Genomic DNA, 18504 nt, shown 5'->3' on the forward strand with positions numbered 1-18504 from the left:
GATTTTGTTAGATGGAACTTGTTTGTCTTGGATTGAATCATGAAACCGCACCTGTCGAGGTGAGGGAGCACTTTGCCGTGGCCGCTGATGCCCTGGGGGAAAAAGCCCGCGAAATCATCGAGCTGAGCACCATCGCCGAGAGTGTGGTGCTATCCACCTGCAACCGGATGGAAATATACGTCGCCGCCGAACACGCCGATTACGGAGCGAAAATCCTCAACGAACATCTCGCCAGCAGCCACAGCGAGGTGGCCATGGAGCACCTCTATCAGAAAACTGGCGATGAGGCGAAGCTCCACCTGTTCCGACTCGTCTGCGGTCTCGATTCCATGGTCTTGGGCGAGACCGAGATCTTTGGTCAGGTGAAACAGGCTTACCAGCAAGCGCTCGCCTCCGGTGCCACCAAGGGGGTGCTGAACAAACTTTTCCAAAAGTCGTTTTCCGTGGGGAAACGCATCCGAACGCACACTAGCATCCAAAAAGGGCAGACATCCGTCGGCAGCGTCGCCGTGGATCTGGCCGCGAAGATTTTTGGCAATCTCAAGGGTAGCCATGTGATGGTCATTGGGGCGGGGGAAATGAGCCGTCAGGTCGCCCGCAGCATGCTCTCACGCGGTGCCACCGATCTCACCGTGACGAACCGGACCAATCAACGCGCGGTCGAGCTGGCCGAGGAGTTGGGGGGCGAGGCAGTGCCATTCGACTGCTGGGAAGGCACGCTGGCTACCGCAGATGTCATCGTATCGTCCACCGGTGCGTCCGAGCCGGTGCTGACCGCCAGCCAGATCGAGGCGGTGCGTCGCAAGCGGAAATACCGGCCGCTTTTCCTGATTGATATCGCCGTGCCGCGTGACATCGAGGCTGCGGTGGGTGAAATCGATGAAGTCTATCTTTACGACATCGATAAATTACAGCAACTTGCTTCCGAGGCCAGAGAGTCTCGCGCTCAGCAAGTCCGAATTTGCGAAGAGATGATCCAAGAGGAAATCAAACCATGAAACCATTAATCATAGGCACCCGCGGCAGCGCCCTGGCGCTCGCTCAGGCGGAAATGACTGAGGCCGCCCTGCGTGCCCAATTTCCAGACCGCGAAATCGTTCGTCAGGTGATCACCACCACTGGCGATCGCCGCACCGATGTGCCGCTTTCCGAGGTGGCCAAATCCGAGGGTGTTATTGATAAGGGAGTGTTCATCAAGGAGCTGGAAGTGGCTCTGGAAAATGGCGAGATCGATATCGCCGTGCACAGCATGAAGGATGTGCCTACCGTGCTGGCGGACCATTTTGCCATCGTCGGGGCGCTCGAGCGTGCTCCGGTGAACGACGTCATCGTGTCCCAAGCCCCCGGCGGCTTACTCGCTCTTCCTGAAGGATCCACTGTGGCCACCAGCAGCGTGCGCCGTCAACGACAGCTCAAGTGGATGCGGCCTGACCTCAAAGTGGTCGATATCCGCGGCAACGTTCCCACTCGGATGCAGAAGCTGCGCGACCAGGATGACATCGATGCCATCATGCTGGCCGAGGCCGGTTTGGTGCGCTTGGGTTATAACCTGGGTGAGGAAATCGACGGCCTGCACGCGGTTCCGCTGGACACACTTCGTTTTTACCCCGCCGCAGGGCAGGGGATTGTCGGGTTTGAAATCCGTAAGGACGACGACGACGCCCGCGCCTGCGCCGAGGCGATCACTCACCAGCCCTCGATGACTCTCTGCCGCGCCGAGCGCGAGTTCCTTCGTCTGCTCGATGCCGGCTGTCACACCCCGGTCGGTGTGCGCTCGCACATTCAAGGTGCTCGTTTGCAGATGTTAGGTCGGGTGTTCGATGAGCACAGCGATGCCAATCCCACCGAGGCCAGCGTCTCCGGACCATCCAATGTGCCGGAGCAGGTGGCTCTCGAACTTTTCAATAACCTCGCATGAAGGGAATCTGCTACCTGACCGGTGCTGGACCGGGAAATATCGGCCTGGTGACCTTAAAGGCGCAGCAGTGCATCGCTGAAGCCGATGTGCTGGTTTACGATGCCCTGAGCAGTGCTGAACTGCTGACTTGGACGAAAAGCGACTGCGAACAAATCGACGTCGGCAAGCGCGCTAAGTGCCACAAAATGCGCCAGGAGGAAATCAATCAGCTGCTCGTGGACAAGGTGCGCGAGGGCAAGGTGGTGGTCCGACTGAAAGGCGGCGACCCGATGATCTTTGGTCGTGGGGGCGAAGAGGCAGCAGCGCTGGCGGAAGCCGGTCTGAAGTTTGAAATCATCCCCGGTATCTCATCGGCATTTGCCGGTCCCACCTACGCGGGTATCCCTCTGACGCACCGCGAATATGGGGCGCAGTTGACCTTGTTCTCCGGCCACGAAGCTGAGGGGAAAACCGAGGGAGGCGTCGATTACGAAGCCCTGGCCAAAACCCCGGGCACCAAGGTCTTTCTCATGGGCGTGGCCCGCATCCGCGATATTTGCGCGAATCTGATGCAGCATGGCGCCACTCCCGAAACCCCCATCGCCCTGACACGCTGGGCGAGCACGGGCCGACAAAAAACCCTCACCGGAACGCTGGCAACGATCGCGGACCTCGTGGAGGAACACAATTTCAAGGCTCCCGCTGTGGGAGTCATTGGCAACATCATCAAAGAAATGGAAAAAATCACATGGCATGAAGATCGTCCGCTGCACGGAAAACGTATCGTCGTTACCCGCAGCCAGGAGCAAGCTAGCGGACTGGTCAACGAACTCACCGCGCTCGGAGCCGATGTGCTCGAGCTCCCCGTGCTACGCATCGTCGATCCCGAGGACAAACGTGATTTCGCCGAGCTGGTCGCCAGCGCCCACACCTACGATTGGTTGGTGTTCAGCAGCACCAATGGCGTGCGTCGCTTCTTCGATGGCTTTTTCTCTATCTATAAAGACGCCCGCAGCATCGGTGGCGTGAAGATTGCTGTGGTCGGCCCCGGCACCCAGCAGGCCGTGGAGGAATACCGCTTTGCCGCCGATCTGGTGCCCGAAAAACACATCGCCGAAGGGCTGGTGGATGCCTTCAAGGACGAACACGATATCGAGAACCAGACCATCCTCTGGGTCCGACCCAAAAACGCCCGCTCCGTCATCACCGATGGTTTGAACGAGCAGCGCGCCATCGTCGATGAATGCGTCGCCTACAGCATCGAAGCCGAAACCTCCGATCCCACGGGCGCTGCCGAGCGCTTCCGGAGTGAGGGCGCCGATCTGGTGACCTTCACCAGCTCCTCAACGGCACGCTTTTTCCACGATCTCGATCTGCCATGGCCAGACGGCTGCAAGGCCGCGAGCATTGGCCCGATCACCAGCGCCAAGCTCAATGAACTCGGCAAAACCGACATCGTCGAAGCCGAGGACCACAACATTGAAGGCTTGGTCAAAACCATCGTGGAAACCCTGAGCTAGTGGCTTGGGATTAAGTTTCTGACATGGTCATAGAGAGGGATGATCCCTCCCGAAATTAGCAGTCGTTGCGAGCGAGTCGGGGTTACATTTAGTGAGGCTAAGTAATGAACAAATGTTTACTTTTCCTCTTTGATCCATCGCTCTCGCTGTGTAACTTTTGCTCCAATGATCATGCGTTGGCAAAAACCTCTTACCATCGGCTTCCTGTCGATGGCGATCATGTCGGGTAGCTCCTTGGCTGCCCAGACAGTGATTGACGGGGTTTTGACCGATGATTTGACGGACCTGTCCTATTTCACCGCTCCGCTCAATATGTCGCTGGAGCTCGTCGCTTCCGGCGTGGCCATGACATCGGATGTGCCGAGCGTGGATCGATTGGTTGATTGGAAAATCGATGGCACCACGCGGTTGAATCTTTCCAGCTTCGGCTCCATTCAGGTGACTCCTGAGCAACAAATCGTCGATGGCGAATGGCAGCTCTGGGTGCTCTATTACACCGATACCGGCAGCTTCTTGAGTGAGGTCAATCTGCAGCCGTTCACCACCTCTACGGATACCTTCAGTGCCGATTTAAGCAGCACGGCTCCCGTGGATGCCGATGAGTTTTTTCTTCGCTTCCGAATCAAAGAGGCCGTGGGTGACGGCTTCACCTTTTCAGAGATTCAAGCCGCCCCAGTGCCCGAGCCCAGCACCGCGTTGTTAGGACTCGCCAGCCTCGCTCTGATCTTCCGCCGCTCACGCGCCTAAACCCCTCGTGCCGATCAACGGCGGAGTTTTACCTCATGGCCATCAAGTTCGGAGAAGTCCCGCAGAATTTCGCATGTTTAGCGTCTTTTGCGATCAAAGAGTGGCACGTAGAAGCACCGTAACATTCAGGACCTTTTGCCGTGTCCGTGCTTTCCTCCGCCTGAATTAGCTCGGCACGTTATTGCAACTCGGATGGAAGCAACTACCAAGGCACTTCCGAGCCGTTGATATACCAGAATTTGCCCGATTGATCCGGCTTCAGCCCGGTGATCAGCTTGAGCATTTGGGGCACGCTGTCCTTCGGATCCAGCGGTGCACCGGCACCACCCATGTCGGTTTTGTTGTGTCCCGGGTTCAGGGAAATCACGATGAACCCATCACCGGCCAGCTGACCGTGCAGTTGTCGGGTCGCCATGTTCAGCGCCGCCTTGCTCATCGAGTAAGCGGCGTAGCTGCCACGCGTGCGGGCAATGCTGCCAAGACCCGATGAAATGTTGACGATCTTCGGGTGCTTGGAGAGCTTCAGGTTCGGTTGGAGCGCTTTGGCGAGCAGTAGGGGACCAGTGGCATTGATATTGAAACAACGCTGCAGCGCCTCGCGATTGAGCCCCCGATTCATGTAGCCCGCGTTGTTGATCAACACGTCGATTTTTTGTCCCTTCAGCTCCTTGGCGAGATTGGCGATGTCGTCATCGCTGGTGATATCGAGTTGCAGCACCTGGGCGCCGGTGGCTTTCAGCTCCTTGGCCTCGGCCGGCTTGCGCGCAGTGCCAATCACCTTGTGCCCCGCCGCCGTCCACTGCTTGGCATGCTCTAACCCCAGCCCCCGATTCGCCCCCGTGACCAACACCGTCAAAGGTTCATCTTCCGCCTGCGTGCAGTTGGGTAAACAAACGAGGAATGCGAGAGCGAGAAACAAACGACTCAAGGTCGTCAGCACAGTGGTCTTGGTGGTGTTCGGCATGGGATTGGAAATGGGTTGGGTATTAGATAGCACATGCACTGCGTCGCGTCATCTTTTCCCTGAAAATGAGGGGCGTAGGTTTGTTAATAGAATGAGGCAATAAGGGGCAGGGGTATACGCAATGGGCGGAACTACCGAGAAATGAAATGCATTAGATATTGATGAGGTCGGGATTGAATCGGCCTTGTTGGATGAGGAATCCTAAGGGAAAGCTGCCGCGGCTTTTCTGATCACCTTTTTTCTCCCAAGAATCGGCAAGGTTTTTAAGTTCTTCTGCTGTGACGAGTGTGATGATCGTCTGTTTTTCAACGAAGAAACTCATCGCTGTGACAGCACTTTCGGGAGTAAAGGACGGTCCGATAACAAGGAAGGCGCTAACGCGTTTTTCGGATGCGGAGATGTAACGGGCGAACTGTTTGATGTGGTCGGGAAGATGCACGGGCAATTCCTTGGATTTGTTATCCCAGAGAATCAGTCCGTCGCCATGAGACAACGCACCATCGGCGTGTTCCGTTCCGACTTGTTTGAGTGGACGGTGGCCTAATTTAAATTCGAACAAATACTTGGTGGCATCTTCGAATTTTCGCTCAATCTCGATATCTTTTTCTATGAGCTGTTGGGCGCGAAGGTAAGCATGGTCGCGAGCCGCAAACTTGAGGTATTCTGCAAACCAGTAGGTGCGTGCGTCTTCGACCTCATCGTCACGTTGCTTGAGGTGATCGTAAAAGCCGATGATCCGAGCCATGACTTCGGCTTTTGTGCCAGATACCTGCAGATTTAAATCGCGACACCAGTCGACAATCGCATCATGTGCGAGACCATCCCTTGGCGTTGTTCCTCCTAGTAAAATCGAGGGTTTTACTCGATGGATGATAAGATCCCGAAGCTCTTCCAGAGTTTCGGATCCTTTAGGGTGACAATCAACTTTTTTTAAGGTCTCGATGTAGTAGCTCTTCTTTCTCACTGCCTTGTATTTCAGGAGTTCTTGATAACCATGTTGGCGTATTTCAATACCGAGAATTTGTCGTAAACATGCTGCGATTTCTTCCGGTATAATATCGTAATCCTGACCGTCATCATCACGCACCATCGTGATAAATCCTGCCGTTTGAAGGTGTCTACGTGCGGAATCGACGTGGCTGCGGAGGTGGACTTCATTACCGGGTTGTGGAAACTTTCCTAAGCTTGCTTCAATGACCCGATACTCGAATTCAGTAATATTGAGCCGTCTCCGCAGGTTTGAAATCAGGTTTTGCTCGTCGGGTGTGATGTCATTATCTTGATCCCAGGCCGTCTCTAAAACAAAGCGGAAGAGATCGAGGTTTTTGGCACTCGTGCCATTAGTGGGTTGTGGATTCTCATTGGCAGCATCGATGACAAGCCTTTCCCACTCAATGACTTCTTTATCCGTCTCTGCCACGGCTAACATGAAGTCGTCTTTGTTGAGCAGCACGTGGGTCAGCATAATCCATGCGATGAGGCGAATGTCTTGTTCCTTATGGAGACGGCATTCACGCCAAGCTTGTTCTACGTTCTCCGGATAAAAGTATTGAGGGGCCGTTTTCTCCAAAGCGGGAATGATTTCATCCTCCTGAAGGTTTCGATGATCGACGACATAGGCACTGCAAAAGCGCTTTAAATCGTTCTTCGTGGAAATGCTGCGGATAACTTTGTTGAATTTCATGGAGGAGATAGATTATTGTTAGAATAATCGTTCGTGCAGCCTCGTCACTCTAAAAATTAATGAATCTCTGTTAGTTCTGCTGGGGGAGGGGGCGATTAGGAGGAGTTCTCGTGTTTTTCTTAAACACATGAGCCAAGAATTTTGAAAGGGGCGTATTTCTTGGTGACCGAGCACCAGGGCGGAGGCTCGGTTTTGAAATGTCAGCTTTTATTCACAATTCGTCTTGCATGTCGGCCGACCTGAGGCATTCTTTTCTGTGAACACGAAGTAAGTTGATCAACAAGCTAATGATTAAGTTTCCAGCCCACTCTCCATTTTCTCCCGAACAGCAGCAGCAACTCTCGGGAATGTTGTCGTCCTTGAACCCGCCACAGGTCGCGTGGCTGGGTGGTTTTCTGTCCGGTGTGCAATCGGATGCCGCAGCGACCGCTCAACCGGTCGCAGCGAAAAAGCTGACGGTGCTTTACGGCACGGAATCCGGGAACTCGGAGGAGTTGGCGGAGCAGGTTTTCAAGACGGCGAAGAAAAAAGGCTTCAAGGCCCAGATCGTCAATATGTCCGAGACCACCGCGTCCGCGCTGAAAGAGGCCGGCAGCTTGCTGGTGGTGGTCAGCACCTGGGGCGACGGCGATCCGCCGGAGGCTGCGGAAGAATTTTACAAGGACCTGATGTCCGCCGATGTCTCGCTGGACGGGGTGGAATTCTCAGTCTGTGCGCTGGGCGACACCGGCTACGATCAATTTTGCGAAACCGGCAAACAAATCGACGCCCGACTGGAAAAGCTCGGTGCCAAGCGCGTGGCGGATCGGGTCGACTGTGATGTCGACTACGAAGAATCCTTCCAGCAGTGGAGTGATTCCGTCTGGAAAGTGCTCGGTGATGCCGCAGCGGCCGCTGCACCGGCGGTGGCTGATTTCGCTGCCCCAGTGGCCCAAGTTTACGACAAAAAGAACCCGTTCCCAGCGGAAGTCATCGATAACCAGCTGCTCAGCGGCGACCACTCGGCGAAGGAAACCATCCACCTGGAATTCTCGCTCGAGGGATCCGGTTTCGATTATGAGCCTGGCGATGTGCTCGCGGTGATTCCGCGCAATGCCAAGGACGTGGTGGATGCCGTGCTCAAGGCCAGTGGACTGGATGCTGATGCCACCGTGGATGTCAAAGGTGTGGGCAACAAGAAGCTTTCCGCCGCCCTCACCGAGGATCTCGATATCACCGGGCTGTCGCGCAAAATCGTCAGTGCCTGGCAGCAGATTTCCGGCTCGGAGGAGCTGGCCAAACTGCTCGACGATGCCGCCAAGGGGGAGTTCAAGGACTGGAGCTACGGTCGGGAGATCATCGATCTGCTGGAAGAGCACCCGGCAAAATCGGTCACCGCACAGCAGTTTGTAGACATCTTGCGCAAGCTGCCGCCGCGCCTGTATTCCATCGCTTCCAGCCCCAAGGCCCACCCGGGCGAAGTGCATCTCACCGTGGCCGCCGTGCGCTACGAGAGTCATGGTAAGTCCCGCAAGGGCGTGGCCTCCACCTACCTGGCAGACGACGCCAAGAAGGGGACCCCGGTTTCTGTCTACGTGCACAAGAACAAGAACTTCCGCCTGCCGGAAAATGGCGACACCCCGATCATCATGGTCGGCCCCGGCACCGGCATCGCGCCCTTCCGCGCCTTCGTCGAAGAGCGCGCGGAAACGCAAGCCAAGGGGGATAGCTGGTTGTTCTTTGGCGATCAGAAATACAACGAGGACTTCCTCTATCAGCTGGAACTGCAAGACCACCTCAAGAACGGCAGCCTCTCGCGTCTCGATGTCGCCTTCTCGCGGGATCAGCCGGAGAAAGTCTACGTGCAGCACAAGATGTTGGAGAATGCCAAGGAGCTTTGGCAGTGGCTGGAAAAGGGTGCGCATTTCTACGTCTGTGGCGATGCCTCCCGCATGGCCAAGGATGTCCACGATGCGCTGCTGGAAATCATCGCCACGGAAGGTGGCAAGTCGCCCGAAGAAGCCGACGCCTACCTGGCCGCACTGAAGAAGGACAAGCGCTACCAGCGCGATGTGTATTAATCTGGGGAAATAGAAAAAGGAACAAGCAAACCACTTGGCTCTGGCGAGCCGAGAACAATTTTTAAGACAATGAGTGAAGAGAAAAAACTTTCGGCCAACGAGCCACTGAAACTGAACAGCGACTACCTGCGTGGCACACTGGCAGAGGAAATTGCGGACACCAGCAACGGTGCCATTTCCGCCGACAGCCAACAGCTGAGCAAGTTCCACGGCATGTATCTGCAGGACGATCGCGATGTGCGTGCTGGTCGTCGTAAGAAGAAGTTGGACAAGGCCTACAGCTTTCTGATCCGGGTGCGTCTGCCCGGTGGGGTGGCCACGCCCGAGCAGTGGCTGGCGATGGATCGGATCGCCGATCAATACGCCAACGGCACCCTGAAAATCACCACCCGCCAGACCTGGCAGCTGCACGGGGTGATCAAGAACAACCTCAAGGCTTCCATCCAAGAAATGGACAAGGTGGCTGTGGACACTATCGCCGCCTGTGGCGATGTTAACCGCAACGTCATCTGCAACGCCAACCCACACCTCAGCGAGGTGCACTCGGAAGCCGTGCAGCTGGCCAACGACATCAGCTCCCACCTGATGCCACGCACCCGTGCCTACCACGAGATTTTCCTCGATGAAGAAAAGGTCATCAGCAGCGAAGAATTCGAAGAACCGCTCTACGGCAAAACTTACCTGCCGCGGAAATTCAAGATCAACATCGCCATCCCACCGCATAACGATACAGACATCTATGCGCAGTGCCTTTCCTTCATTGCCATCGTCGAAGAGGGGGAAATCGTCGGCTACAACGTCACCGTCGGTGGCGGCATGGGCATGACCCACGGGGTGGAAGAAACCTTCCCACGCACTGCCGATCTGATTGGCTTCTGCACGCCGGAGCAGGCGGTGAATGTGGCCGAGAAGGTGATGCTGGTGCAGCGCGACTTCGGACGCCGCGACGACCGCAAATGGGCCCGTCTCAAATACACCGTCGAGCGTATGACCGCCGATGGCTTTCTCGCCAAGCTCAATGAGTATCTGGGCTATGAACTGGAACCCGCCCGCGACTTCAAATTTGAATCCAATGGCGACCAGTTTGGCTGGGTCACCGATGACAAGGGTAATCACCACCTGACGCTCTTCGTGCCTGGTGGTCGGGTGCTCGATACCCCGTCCTGCCCGATGAAAACCGGCATCGCCGAGATCGCCAAGGTGCTCCAGGGCGAGTTCCGCATGACCGCGAACCAGAACTTGGTTATCTCTAACATCACCGACGAGCAAAAGCCCGAGATTGAGGCCTTGTTGGAAAAATACAAGATCCTCAAGACTCACGAACGGACCGCGCTCAGACTGAACTCGATCGCCTGTGTGGCCCTGCCAACCTGTGGTCTGGCGCTGGCCGAGGCCGAACGCTACCTGCCCACCGTCATCACCAACTTGGAAGAGGTGGTGGAAGAGTGCGGACTGCGTCACGATGCCATCACCATCCGCATGACCGGCTGCCCGAACGGCTGTGGCCGGCCTTACCTCGCGGAGATCGGATTTGTCGGCAAGGGGCCTAACAAATACAACGTCTACCTCGGTGCCGGCTTCCATGGGCAGCGCCTGAACAAGCTCTATCGTGAATCCGTTTCCGGCGACGATATCAAAGCTCTGCTGTCGCCCATCATCCGTGACTATGCCAAGAACCGTCAAGAGGGTGAACGCTTCGGCGATTTCACCATCCGCGCCGGATACGTGGCCGAGACCACAGCTGGAAACAATTTCCACAAAAATATCGCGGCAGAAGCTGCGGTCTAACATTCACCATCTCCCAATGAACGCCATGGCAAAACCGATCCTCAAAGAAAGCGAAGTTGATAAAGTCAATGCAGCCTTCAAGCAAATGTCAGCACCTGCCCGCATCAAGTGGCTGCACGCTGAGTTCGGCTCGCGTCTGGTGCTCAGCAGCAGTTTCGGTCTGCAGGCGGCGATCATGCTGCATCTGGTGAGCGAAAACGCCCCTGAGGTCCCGGTGGTGTGGCTGGATACCGGCTATCTTTTCCCGGAAACCTATCAGTATGCCGAGCAGCTGATCGAGACGCTGAACATCGATGTCAAAGTCTATCAGCCAAAGCTAACAGCAGCTCGCCAAGAGGCACTCTACGGCAAGCTCTGGGAGCAGGGGGAGGAGGGGAACAATCGCTACGGCCTGATCAACAAGGTCGAGCCGATGAACCGCGCCTTGCAAGAGCTCGGCACTGACATCTGGATCAGCGGCTTACGCCGATCGCAATCCAGCACCCGGGCTGACCGCCAGTTTGCCGAGCAGCAGAAGCAGACGCTCAAGGTATATCCCATCCTTGATTGGTCGGATCCGCAAGTCTCCGCCTATTTCTACGATCAGAAGCTTCCCAAGCACCCGCTGGAGTCCGAAGGTTACGCCACGATGGGCGATTGGCATTCCACCCAACCTGTAGGCGAAGGCGAATCGGCCGAGAGCTCAAGGTTCGGAGGCACTAAATACGAATGCGGTCTGCACCTCGATTCCGGCGCCCAGGATTTCCAGATTTAAGCGCTCCGAAAGGGAGGGTTTGTGAGGTGAAGTGCACAAAAAAACCTCGCCGACGTAGCAACGTAGCGGCGAGGTAGGGAAGGATGTTCGTTGATCAGTCCCGTCATTTATCTCAGCACCCAGGTGTAGGAGAAATCCACGACGTAATAGAGATCTCCGTTGGAGTTTCTGTATTTAACCGTTTTTTTCGCTCTGGTTTGGCGGCTGGCAGGTGTCGGCACGGTGATGTTGTAACCACCGATTTCGTCGCTGTTCGATCTGTCGCGGTCGAACAGTCCGACGTGCACTCGGCGGTGACGATCAAAGTTCATGGAAGAGCTGTTGACTGTTAGGTAGGTGCTGTTGCGCGGGCTGTGATCATGTCGGGTCACTGAGGTGCCGATGGTGCGTCCGTTGGATTTCAGCACAGCAAAGACATCGGGGTTACGCGTGTTTCCCAAGCTGGGGTCCCATGGGATACTGCCTGATTTTCTTTTGGGCAATTGATAGATACGGATGCCGGTGATGCGGTAGCTATCGATCTCGTATTTTTTGGGAGTGGGGACAATTCCTCCACCAGGAGGTGTGATTCCTCCGCCGGGAGGTGTGCCGCCACCGGGTGGATAGTACGCGCCCGGAGGCATGTAGCAGCTGGAAAGGGTGAAGGATAGTGACGCGGCTCCGAGGAGTGGGGTGTATTTTTTCATAGCGTTGTGTAGGGTTTGTTTTTTGTGCAGGTAGTAGGGGGTGTGAATGCGATGCCTCGCTCGTTCATTGTTCGAGCAAATGGTCATCTGGACGATATGACGCGAGATAAAGAATTCACATTCGATTAGATTGAAAAAAAAGCGTTTAGACAATCTTGAAATGCCTTTTCTTAGTTCATAACTGATTTAGCCTTGGTCTCATGAACGAGGAGCAAGACACGGCATTACTGGTTCTCGGTCATGGATCGAGCAAGCATCCGGACTCGTCGCAATCGGTTCGAATGCATGCTGAGACGCTCGGTTCCAGTGGTCGATACAAGCAAGTTCAGTGTGCCTTTCTCAAGGAGGAACCGTTCATCGATGCCGAACTCTTGGCGGGCTTGAATGCGGAGACGGTTTGCATTGTTCCGGATTTTCTCGCGGAGGGGTATTTCACCCGGCAGGTGATCCCGGTAAAACTGAAGCTGGCGGAGCAGGGAGGGCAGGTGCGCTACTGTCCACCGGTAGGAACGCATCCTCTGATGGTGGAGCTCATGCAAGCGGCGGCGGAGGATGTGTTAGGCGATTGGTCACCGCAGCAGACGAGCCTGTTAGTGATCGGTCACGGTTCCACCAAAAACACCTGCTCTAAACAGACGCTAAAATCCCACCTCGCCGAACTGCGGGCTCAGAGTGCGTGGAGTCAGGTGGCTGACCTGTGGCTGGAGGAGCCTCCGAAGGTGGACGAGTGGGCCTCCGTGGCGAGCTGCCGGCAGGTGGTAATTCTGCCTTTCCTGCTCAATGACGGTCAGCACGGCGGTTGGGATATACCGGCCGACCTCGGCATCGAACCGGGCGTCGCAGTCCATGGTGTGACCCACGAGCTGAGTGGCCGGCAGGTCCGACTCGCACCCGCGCTGGGCACCTCACCTCGCTTTGCCGAGGCGATTGAGGCGATTGTGCGCATCTGGGGGCAATAAAAAACGGACGCCCCATGTGAGGACGTCCGTTGATTTTAAATCTGGAACCGAAGTTTACTTGGCGATGTGCTCGCCGACGGTTTTCTCAAGCGCCTCGCCGCGCAGGTTGGTGGCGACAATCGTGCCGTCCTTACCGATCAAGAAAGTGGCAGGAATGCTGGTGATGCCATATTCGATGGCAAAGCGATTGCCGGACTGTTCTTCTTCGAAGTGCTGGGGCCAAGGCATCTTTCTCTTTTCAATGAAGGCCTCCAGTTTCGCTCTGTCGCTTTTCTTATCGAGGGAAATGCCGATGACCTCGAACCCTTGCTCGTGGTATTTCTCGTAAGTCTTCATCACGTGCGGCAGCTCGGCGATGCATGGGCCGCACCAAGTTGCCCAGAAATCAATGAGCACAACCTTGCCTTTCATCGCGGCCAAGTCGATCTCCTCGCCCTGCACGCTGGTGAACTTCATCGCCATGGTGTCACCTTTGCCCGGTTTGTTGAGTCGACCCTGCAAAGTTTGGAATGCCTGCTTGAGCTGTGCTTCCTTTGGGTTGCCGGTGGCTTTTTCGATCGCTTGCGCCACCACGGCTCCCGCTTCCTTTTTCATGCCAGCTTTCAGCATCAGATTACACAGGCTGTTGGTGGTGCTGTAGAGTGCCATGGTCGGGACCTCGGCGCCTGATCCCAGGGCATCGAATTTCTCTTGGAAAATGCCGATGCTCTTTTGAGTTTCACCAGTGGTGTTGTAGGAGACCAACAGCGCTTGATGGGCGCGGCTTTTATCCTCGGCGTCGGGGTTTTCCTTCAGGTAGGCCTCAAGCTCTGCGGCAGTGGCTTTGGCGTGTTTGTTGACAATGTCTTGGGCGGGGCCGGCGATGAGCAGACTGCTCAAGGCAAGGCCAAGGCTGGCGTAGAATGATGTTCGTTTCATAAATGCTTAACGCCACCCATAACAGACCGGAGGAGGGAAGCGATTATGAAAGGGAGTTTTTGCGAAAACCCAGAGGCATGAAAATGACCTTGCGGAAACTTCGTCACAAACAACTAACTGTGATCCCGTGAAGAGGCGAGTGGGTAAAAAAAACTGAGCCAGTTAGGGCTCAGTGAGTAATTAAATTTCAGACGGCAAATGGTCTGGAAGATGAAGGAGAGAAAAAAATGGTACACCCGAAGGGATTCGAACCCCTGGCCTCCTGATTCGTAGTCAGGCGCTCTATCCAGCTGAGCTACGGGTGCACTGTTTGCGCTTCATCGGCGCGGGCGCAAAAAGCCATAAAGCGGAGTTAAGGTCAAGACATCTCGGTAAAAAACATGCATTTTTTTCAGATCTCTTGAGTTTGGCCTTATTTTACGTCGATCGGTGAGGTGGACACTGCCGGATAATGGAATTTTTTCCCCTCATAATTACGCAAGGTGATGCCTCCATCATCGTGTTTGACCACATAATCCGGGTTGACCGGGATTTTTCCACCGCCTCCTGGACCATCGATGACGTATTGGGGGATGGCGTAGCCGGAAGTGTGGCCACGCAGCCCTTCGATGATATCGATGCCTTTCTGAATGCTGGTGCGCAAATGCGCCGAGCCCTCGATGAGGTCGCACTGATAGAGATAGTAGGGACGCACACGGCACATCAGAAGTTTATGCACCAGATCTTTCTGGTCCTCCACGGAGTCGTTGACGCCATTGAGCAGCACCGACTGATTACCCATGACAATACCGGCGTCAGCCAGTCGGCCCAATCCGTCACGCACCTCGGAGGTTAGTTCCTTCGGATGGTTCGCGTGAATGGAGATGAACAGCGGGTGATACTTCTTCAGCATATCACAGAGCGCGGGTGTGATGCGTTGAGGGAGGAAAATCGGAATGCGTGAACCGATCCGGACAAATTGAATGTGGGGAATGGCATGAAGGCGCTTGAGCAGCCGTTCCAAGCGGGCGTCCGAGAACAGCAGGGCGTCGCCTCCAGAGATCAGCACGTCGCGGACCTCGGGTGTTTTTTCCAAATATTCAAAAGCAGCTTCCCACTGAGTCTCCAACTTCTGCTCGGACACTCCGGAAACCACACGACTGCGGGTGCAGTAGCGGCAGTAGGAGGCGCAGCGATCGGTCACGAGAAACAGCACGCGGTCCGGGTAGCGGTGCACCAGCCCCGGCACCGGCATGTGAGAATCCTCGCCACAGGGGTCCGACATTTCTGCCGGATCGGTCAAGGTTTCCTCGATCCGTGGGATCACCTGGCGGCGGACCGGGCAGGTGGGATCGTCTGGATCGATCAGATTGAAAAAGTGCGGCGTGATGGACATGGCCAGCTTATTACCAGAGAGCAGAACTCCGGCGCGCTCTTCCTCGGTGAGGTTGAGATGTTTCTCCAGGCCCTCGAGAGAGGTCACCCGGTTCTTTAGCTGCCATACGTGATTGTCCCAGTCGTCCTGATCGGCGTCAGGCCAGTATCCTGGCGTGTGTGATTGAAAAGTGATGTCCGACATCTTGCGATGACTTTAAGGGGGATTGGGCGTTTGTCAAAGGACTGCGTTAGAAAAGCCGGTCGTCGAATAATTATCCAAATGAAGATTGGATTAGCGGCGCAGCCTCAGTAGCATTGGGGCGATGTTTCCCCAGGCCCTTCTCGATGTTTGTAAACCCAGTTACCTCGCGATTATTGGCGAGCTGAAACGCTCCGGAGGCTTGGCCATTCCTGAGTTGAGTAAAATGCTGGAAATGAGTTACATGGGCGTGAAGCAACATTGTGTGAAGCTCGAAGAGCTAGGCTATCTGAAGGTCTGGCGGGTGCCGCGGGTGCAGGTGGGTAGGCCGCAGAAGCTCTATAAGCTGACAGCCAAATGCGATCCGCTCTTCCCCGATGGCGGTGGCGCGCTGGTCTTGGACCTGCTTGAAGGAGTGAAAAACTCCTTTGGCGACTCGGCACCGGAAAAGCTTCTCTTCCACTATTTCGAGAAAGAGCGCGACCACTGGCTCTCGGTGGTGAGTGCCGGGCAGTCGCTGGTGGAAAAAGCCACCCGTTTTGCCGATGCTCGCATCAAGGCCGGCCACTTCTGCCACTGTCAGTATTCCCCTGAAGAGGGATTTGTGATCGAGGAATACCACCATCCCTTGCAGCGGATTTTTCAAGCCTATCCGGGCCTCATCACCCTCGAAACCCGTATGATCGAACAAACCTTGGGGAGCAAAGTGGATCGGGTGGAGAAAAAAGGCAGCCAGGGGGTAAAATGCACCGTCTACCGCATCAGCACCCTGGGCTGAGTGGGCTGGGGTCTATTCAGACGCTTTTATGGGTGAGAACAACTTCGTGGTTGAGGTGAGAAATCACTCATACAAAGGCCGTTTTGCACCATGTTCAAGCAGAGTGAATAGTTAAGTTTTCCGAATCGTGTATTTTTTTGAAACGAAAAAGGTTTTTGTGAAATATTAAGTCCGGTTAAATGTCTGTGAATGCCTAGTTTATAAGCGCTTTTTGATTGGCTTGAAGAATTGGCTCGAATCCCCCTAAATCAAAGGTTTACACAAAATATCATAGTTAACTGATGTTATTTGTTACATGTTAATTTAATATTTATGTAAGCGTATTTTCAAAAGAGCAACAATTTAAGGGCTTTGTGAGCATCCAGTTTAGGCCTTCACAGGGAGGGGAAATCGTTAAGGTGAAGTCGTAATTCACCCCTCCCAAACATGAATACCCAAACAACGACTCCACAACGCGCTGGCAAGCTACTAGCCCTTGCGAGCGCCATCCCCTTCGTCGCGCTACCTTTTAGCGCTCAAGCTCAAAGTGCTTCTGAGCATATCTACGTTGAAGTTTCTTTCGATGAAGTTTCCGCAGGTCTTGATCACGGGACGCTCTTCTCCGGTGATGAATATGCCTCATCCGGCGTTACTTTTTCGGTTGATTCTAACGGCCAGCACAATCAGTTGCTGATTTTCGATACAGACGTGAGTTCAACCCGCGACACTGATCTGGAAAATCCATTCATTGGAGGCAACCTGCAAGGCGTTACCGGTCTTGGGAACGCTCTGATCATCGCTGAGAATGTGATCGATCGTAACGGCGACGGCTTGGTCGATAATCCGGACGACGAGGCCCGTGGAGGCACGATCGGTGTGGTATTTGCCAATGAGCAGGTAACTGATGTGGGTTTCAATCTCTACGACACCCCAGAAAACAGCCGCAGCGATGTCAGCATTGTTTTCAAGGATTCCTCCGGAGCTGAGGTGATCTGGAGAGCTGACGACCTCATTGTCAATGGCAGCAACGTTGAGTTTGGTAATCATTACGGTAACTCATTCACCGACATCACGGCTGCTTCCCTCGGCTTGACCAATATCAAATCGATCGATTTCAACATCGAGAGTGGTGCCGTGGATCATCTGCACTTCTGCGCGGTAGTTCCTGAGCCATCTTCTGTCGCTCTGCTTGGACTGGGTGCCCTCGGCATGCTGTTCCGCCGCAAGCGCGCCTAACAATTTTTTGTTTTCATTGTTTATTGTCCGCCCTGTCGCCTCACTGGTGACAGGGCGGTTGCTTTTATGTTGGGGGGGGGCTTTGTGATGGTTCATGGCCTAGAAGAGTCGCCGAATTGGATGGATTTTCGGCATTCTGGTGATTCCACTTTACCAGTCACAGTCAGCAGCTAATGTGAATCGGCCGAGCGATGCCATGAGGTCGATTCGCTCGCATGACGGCTGCAATTTCACATGCGTATTTCTAACGGATCGAACGGGCGCACGAAGGCTCGACTGGACACCCTGCAAAGCATCGAGCTTGCCGAGGGCGTGGAGATTCAGCTGCGTATCGCCGGGCCTTATGTGCGGGTTCTGGCTTATTTGTTGGATTTGCTGATCCGTGCCGGAATCTGTATCGCGGCTTATCTTTTGCTCATGTTTATCGGCATGATCATTGGGTTCACCGTGGCTCAGGGCTTGAGTATGCTGCTGATGTTTTTCCTGACCTTTTTCTACTACATCGTCTTCGAAGCGGGGAAACGGGGGGCATCACCGGGGAAGAGAGCGATGGGCTTACGGGTGGTGGATACCTCGGGGGCGCCTATTTCCTGGGGGCAGGCATTTATTCGCAACATGCTGCGTTTTGCCGACGGGATGCCGTTCTTCAGCTACGGATTCGGCTTGCTCACCACACTACTCACCAAGCGATTTCAGCGCCTTGGCGATCTGTTAGCTAATACCGTGGTTGTTTATGATCGTCAGCCGAAGCTGCATCTCTCATCGCTGCCGCCGGCGATGACCAGTGTGGCTCCCAGTGCGCCGCTGACGCGTGAGGAACAGGCGGCTATTTTAGGATTCAAAGAACGTGGCGGTATGTGGTCGGAAGCCCGACGGGTGGAACTGGCGAATCACGCCAGTGCACTCACCGGGGCGAGCGGAGAGAAGGGAATGACCAAGCTGCTAGGCGTGGCTCAGTGGTTGGGAGATAAACATTAAG

Annotated in this window: 16 protein-coding genes and 1 tRNA gene; 11 read left to right on the forward strand and 6 right to left on the reverse strand. The window is 55.0% G+C overall.

From position 1 onward, the window contains the following. The first annotated feature begins 11 nt into the window (after positions 1-11). The 4 genes from hemA (at position 12) to JO972_RS13210 (ending at position 4164) form a co-directional block, all read left to right on the forward strand. Entirely contained in the window at positions 12-998 is a 987-nt protein-coding gene (gene hemA / locus JO972_RS13195; RefSeq protein ID WP_309490536.1) for a glutamyl-tRNA reductase, read from the forward strand. Further along, entirely contained in the window at positions 995-1918 is a 924-nt protein-coding gene (gene hemC, locus JO972_RS13200; RefSeq protein WP_309490537.1) for a hydroxymethylbilane synthase, read from the forward strand. Before hemA ends, hemC begins: the two co-directional genes overlap by 4 nt. After that, complete coding sequence (gene cobA, locus JO972_RS13205; RefSeq protein WP_309490538.1) at positions 1915-3417, forward strand: uroporphyrinogen-III C-methyltransferase; 1503 nt, start codon at positions 1915-1917, stop codon at positions 3415-3417. Before hemC ends, cobA begins: the two co-directional genes overlap by 4 nt. Positions 3418-3588: 171 nt before the next feature. Next, the gene (locus JO972_RS13210) at positions 3589-4164 is read left to right on the forward strand and encodes a PEP-CTERM sorting domain-containing protein (RefSeq protein WP_309490539.1); all 576 of its coding nucleotides are present in this window, start codon (positions 3589-3591) and stop codon (positions 4162-4164) included. A 202-nt stretch (positions 4165-4366) separates the two neighbouring features. Here JO972_RS13210 and JO972_RS13215 read toward each other — a convergent pair whose 3' ends face one another. Beyond that, positions 4367-5128 (reverse strand): SDR family oxidoreductase, encoded by a 762-nt coding sequence (locus JO972_RS13215; protein WP_309490540.1) that lies wholly within the window; start codon positions 5126-5128, stop codon positions 4367-4369. 151 nt (positions 5129-5279) lie between these two features. After that, positions 5280-6812 (reverse strand): hypothetical protein, encoded by a 1533-nt coding sequence (locus JO972_RS13220; RefSeq protein ID WP_309490541.1) that lies wholly within the window; start codon positions 6810-6812, stop codon positions 5280-5282. Positions 6813-7099: 287 nt separating this feature from the next. On the opposite strand from JO972_RS13220, the gene JO972_RS13225 reads away from it, so the two are divergent. The 3 genes from JO972_RS13225 to JO972_RS13235 all read left to right on the forward strand — a co-directional run bounded on the left by JO972_RS13225 (position 7100) and on the right by JO972_RS13235 (position 11414). After that, positions 7100-8872: an assimilatory sulfite reductase (NADPH) flavoprotein subunit gene (locus JO972_RS13225; protein ID WP_309490542.1), complete on the forward strand. Its 1773-nt coding sequence runs from the start codon at positions 7100-7102 to the stop codon at positions 8870-8872. 69 nt (positions 8873-8941) lie between these two features. Further along, positions 8942-10660, forward strand: coding sequence for an NADPH-dependent assimilatory sulfite reductase hemoprotein subunit (locus tag JO972_RS13230; protein WP_309490543.1), 1719 nt, complete (start codon positions 8942-8944; stop codon positions 10658-10660). 25 nt (positions 10661-10685) lie between these two features. Further along, entirely contained in the window at positions 10686-11414 is a 729-nt protein-coding gene (locus JO972_RS13235; protein ID WP_309490544.1) for a phosphoadenylyl-sulfate reductase, read from the forward strand. Positions 11415-11521: 107 nt separating this feature from the next. Here the strand turns inward: JO972_RS13235 and JO972_RS13240 are convergent, their stop codons facing one another. Next, positions 11522-12100 (reverse strand): hypothetical protein, encoded by a 579-nt coding sequence (locus JO972_RS13240; protein WP_309490545.1) that lies wholly within the window; start codon positions 12098-12100, stop codon positions 11522-11524. Between the two features lie 200 nt (positions 12101-12300). Here JO972_RS13240 and JO972_RS13245 point away from each other — a divergent pair, with 200 nt between their 5' ends. After that, positions 12301-13059 (forward strand): CbiX/SirB N-terminal domain-containing protein, encoded by a 759-nt coding sequence (locus tag JO972_RS13245; RefSeq protein ID WP_309490546.1) that lies wholly within the window; start codon positions 12301-12303, stop codon positions 13057-13059. Between the two features lie 54 nt (positions 13060-13113). On the opposite strand, the gene JO972_RS13250 is transcribed toward JO972_RS13245, so the two are convergent. The 3 genes from JO972_RS13250 to JO972_RS13260 form a co-directional block, all read right to left on the reverse strand. Beyond that, positions 13114-13977 (reverse strand): TlpA family protein disulfide reductase, encoded by an 864-nt coding sequence (locus JO972_RS13250; RefSeq protein ID WP_309490547.1) that lies wholly within the window; start codon positions 13975-13977, stop codon positions 13114-13116. A 228-nt stretch (positions 13978-14205) separates the two neighbouring features. Then, positions 14206-14282, reverse strand: a tRNA-Arg gene (locus JO972_RS13255). 107 nt (positions 14283-14389) lie between these two features. Continuing rightward, positions 14390-15535 (reverse strand): KamA family radical SAM protein, encoded by a 1146-nt coding sequence (locus JO972_RS13260; protein WP_309490548.1) that lies wholly within the window; start codon positions 15533-15535, stop codon positions 14390-14392. Between the two features lie 121 nt (positions 15536-15656). Between JO972_RS13260 and JO972_RS13265 the strand changes: the two genes are divergently transcribed. The 3 genes from JO972_RS13265 to JO972_RS13275 all read left to right on the forward strand — a co-directional run bounded on the left by JO972_RS13265 (position 15657) and on the right by JO972_RS13275 (position 18503). Beyond that, the gene (locus tag JO972_RS13265; RefSeq protein WP_309490549.1) at positions 15657-16310 is read left to right on the forward strand and encodes a helix-turn-helix transcriptional regulator; all 654 of its coding nucleotides are present in this window, start codon (positions 15657-15659) and stop codon (positions 16308-16310) included. Between the two features lie 426 nt (positions 16311-16736). Beyond that, entirely contained in the window at positions 16737-17525 is a 789-nt protein-coding gene (locus tag JO972_RS13270; RefSeq protein WP_309490550.1) for a PEP-CTERM sorting domain-containing protein, read from the forward strand. A 234-nt stretch (positions 17526-17759) separates the two neighbouring features. Continuing rightward, positions 17760-18503 (forward strand): RDD family protein, encoded by a 744-nt coding sequence (locus JO972_RS13275; protein WP_309490551.1) that lies wholly within the window; start codon positions 17760-17762, stop codon positions 18501-18503. Position 18504 lies beyond the last annotated feature (1 nt).

The sequence above is a fragment of the Oceaniferula flava genome (genome assembly GCF_016811075.1).
Taxonomy (GTDB): Bacteria; Verrucomicrobiota; Verrucomicrobiia; order Verrucomicrobiales; family Akkermansiaceae; genus Oceaniferula; species Oceaniferula flava.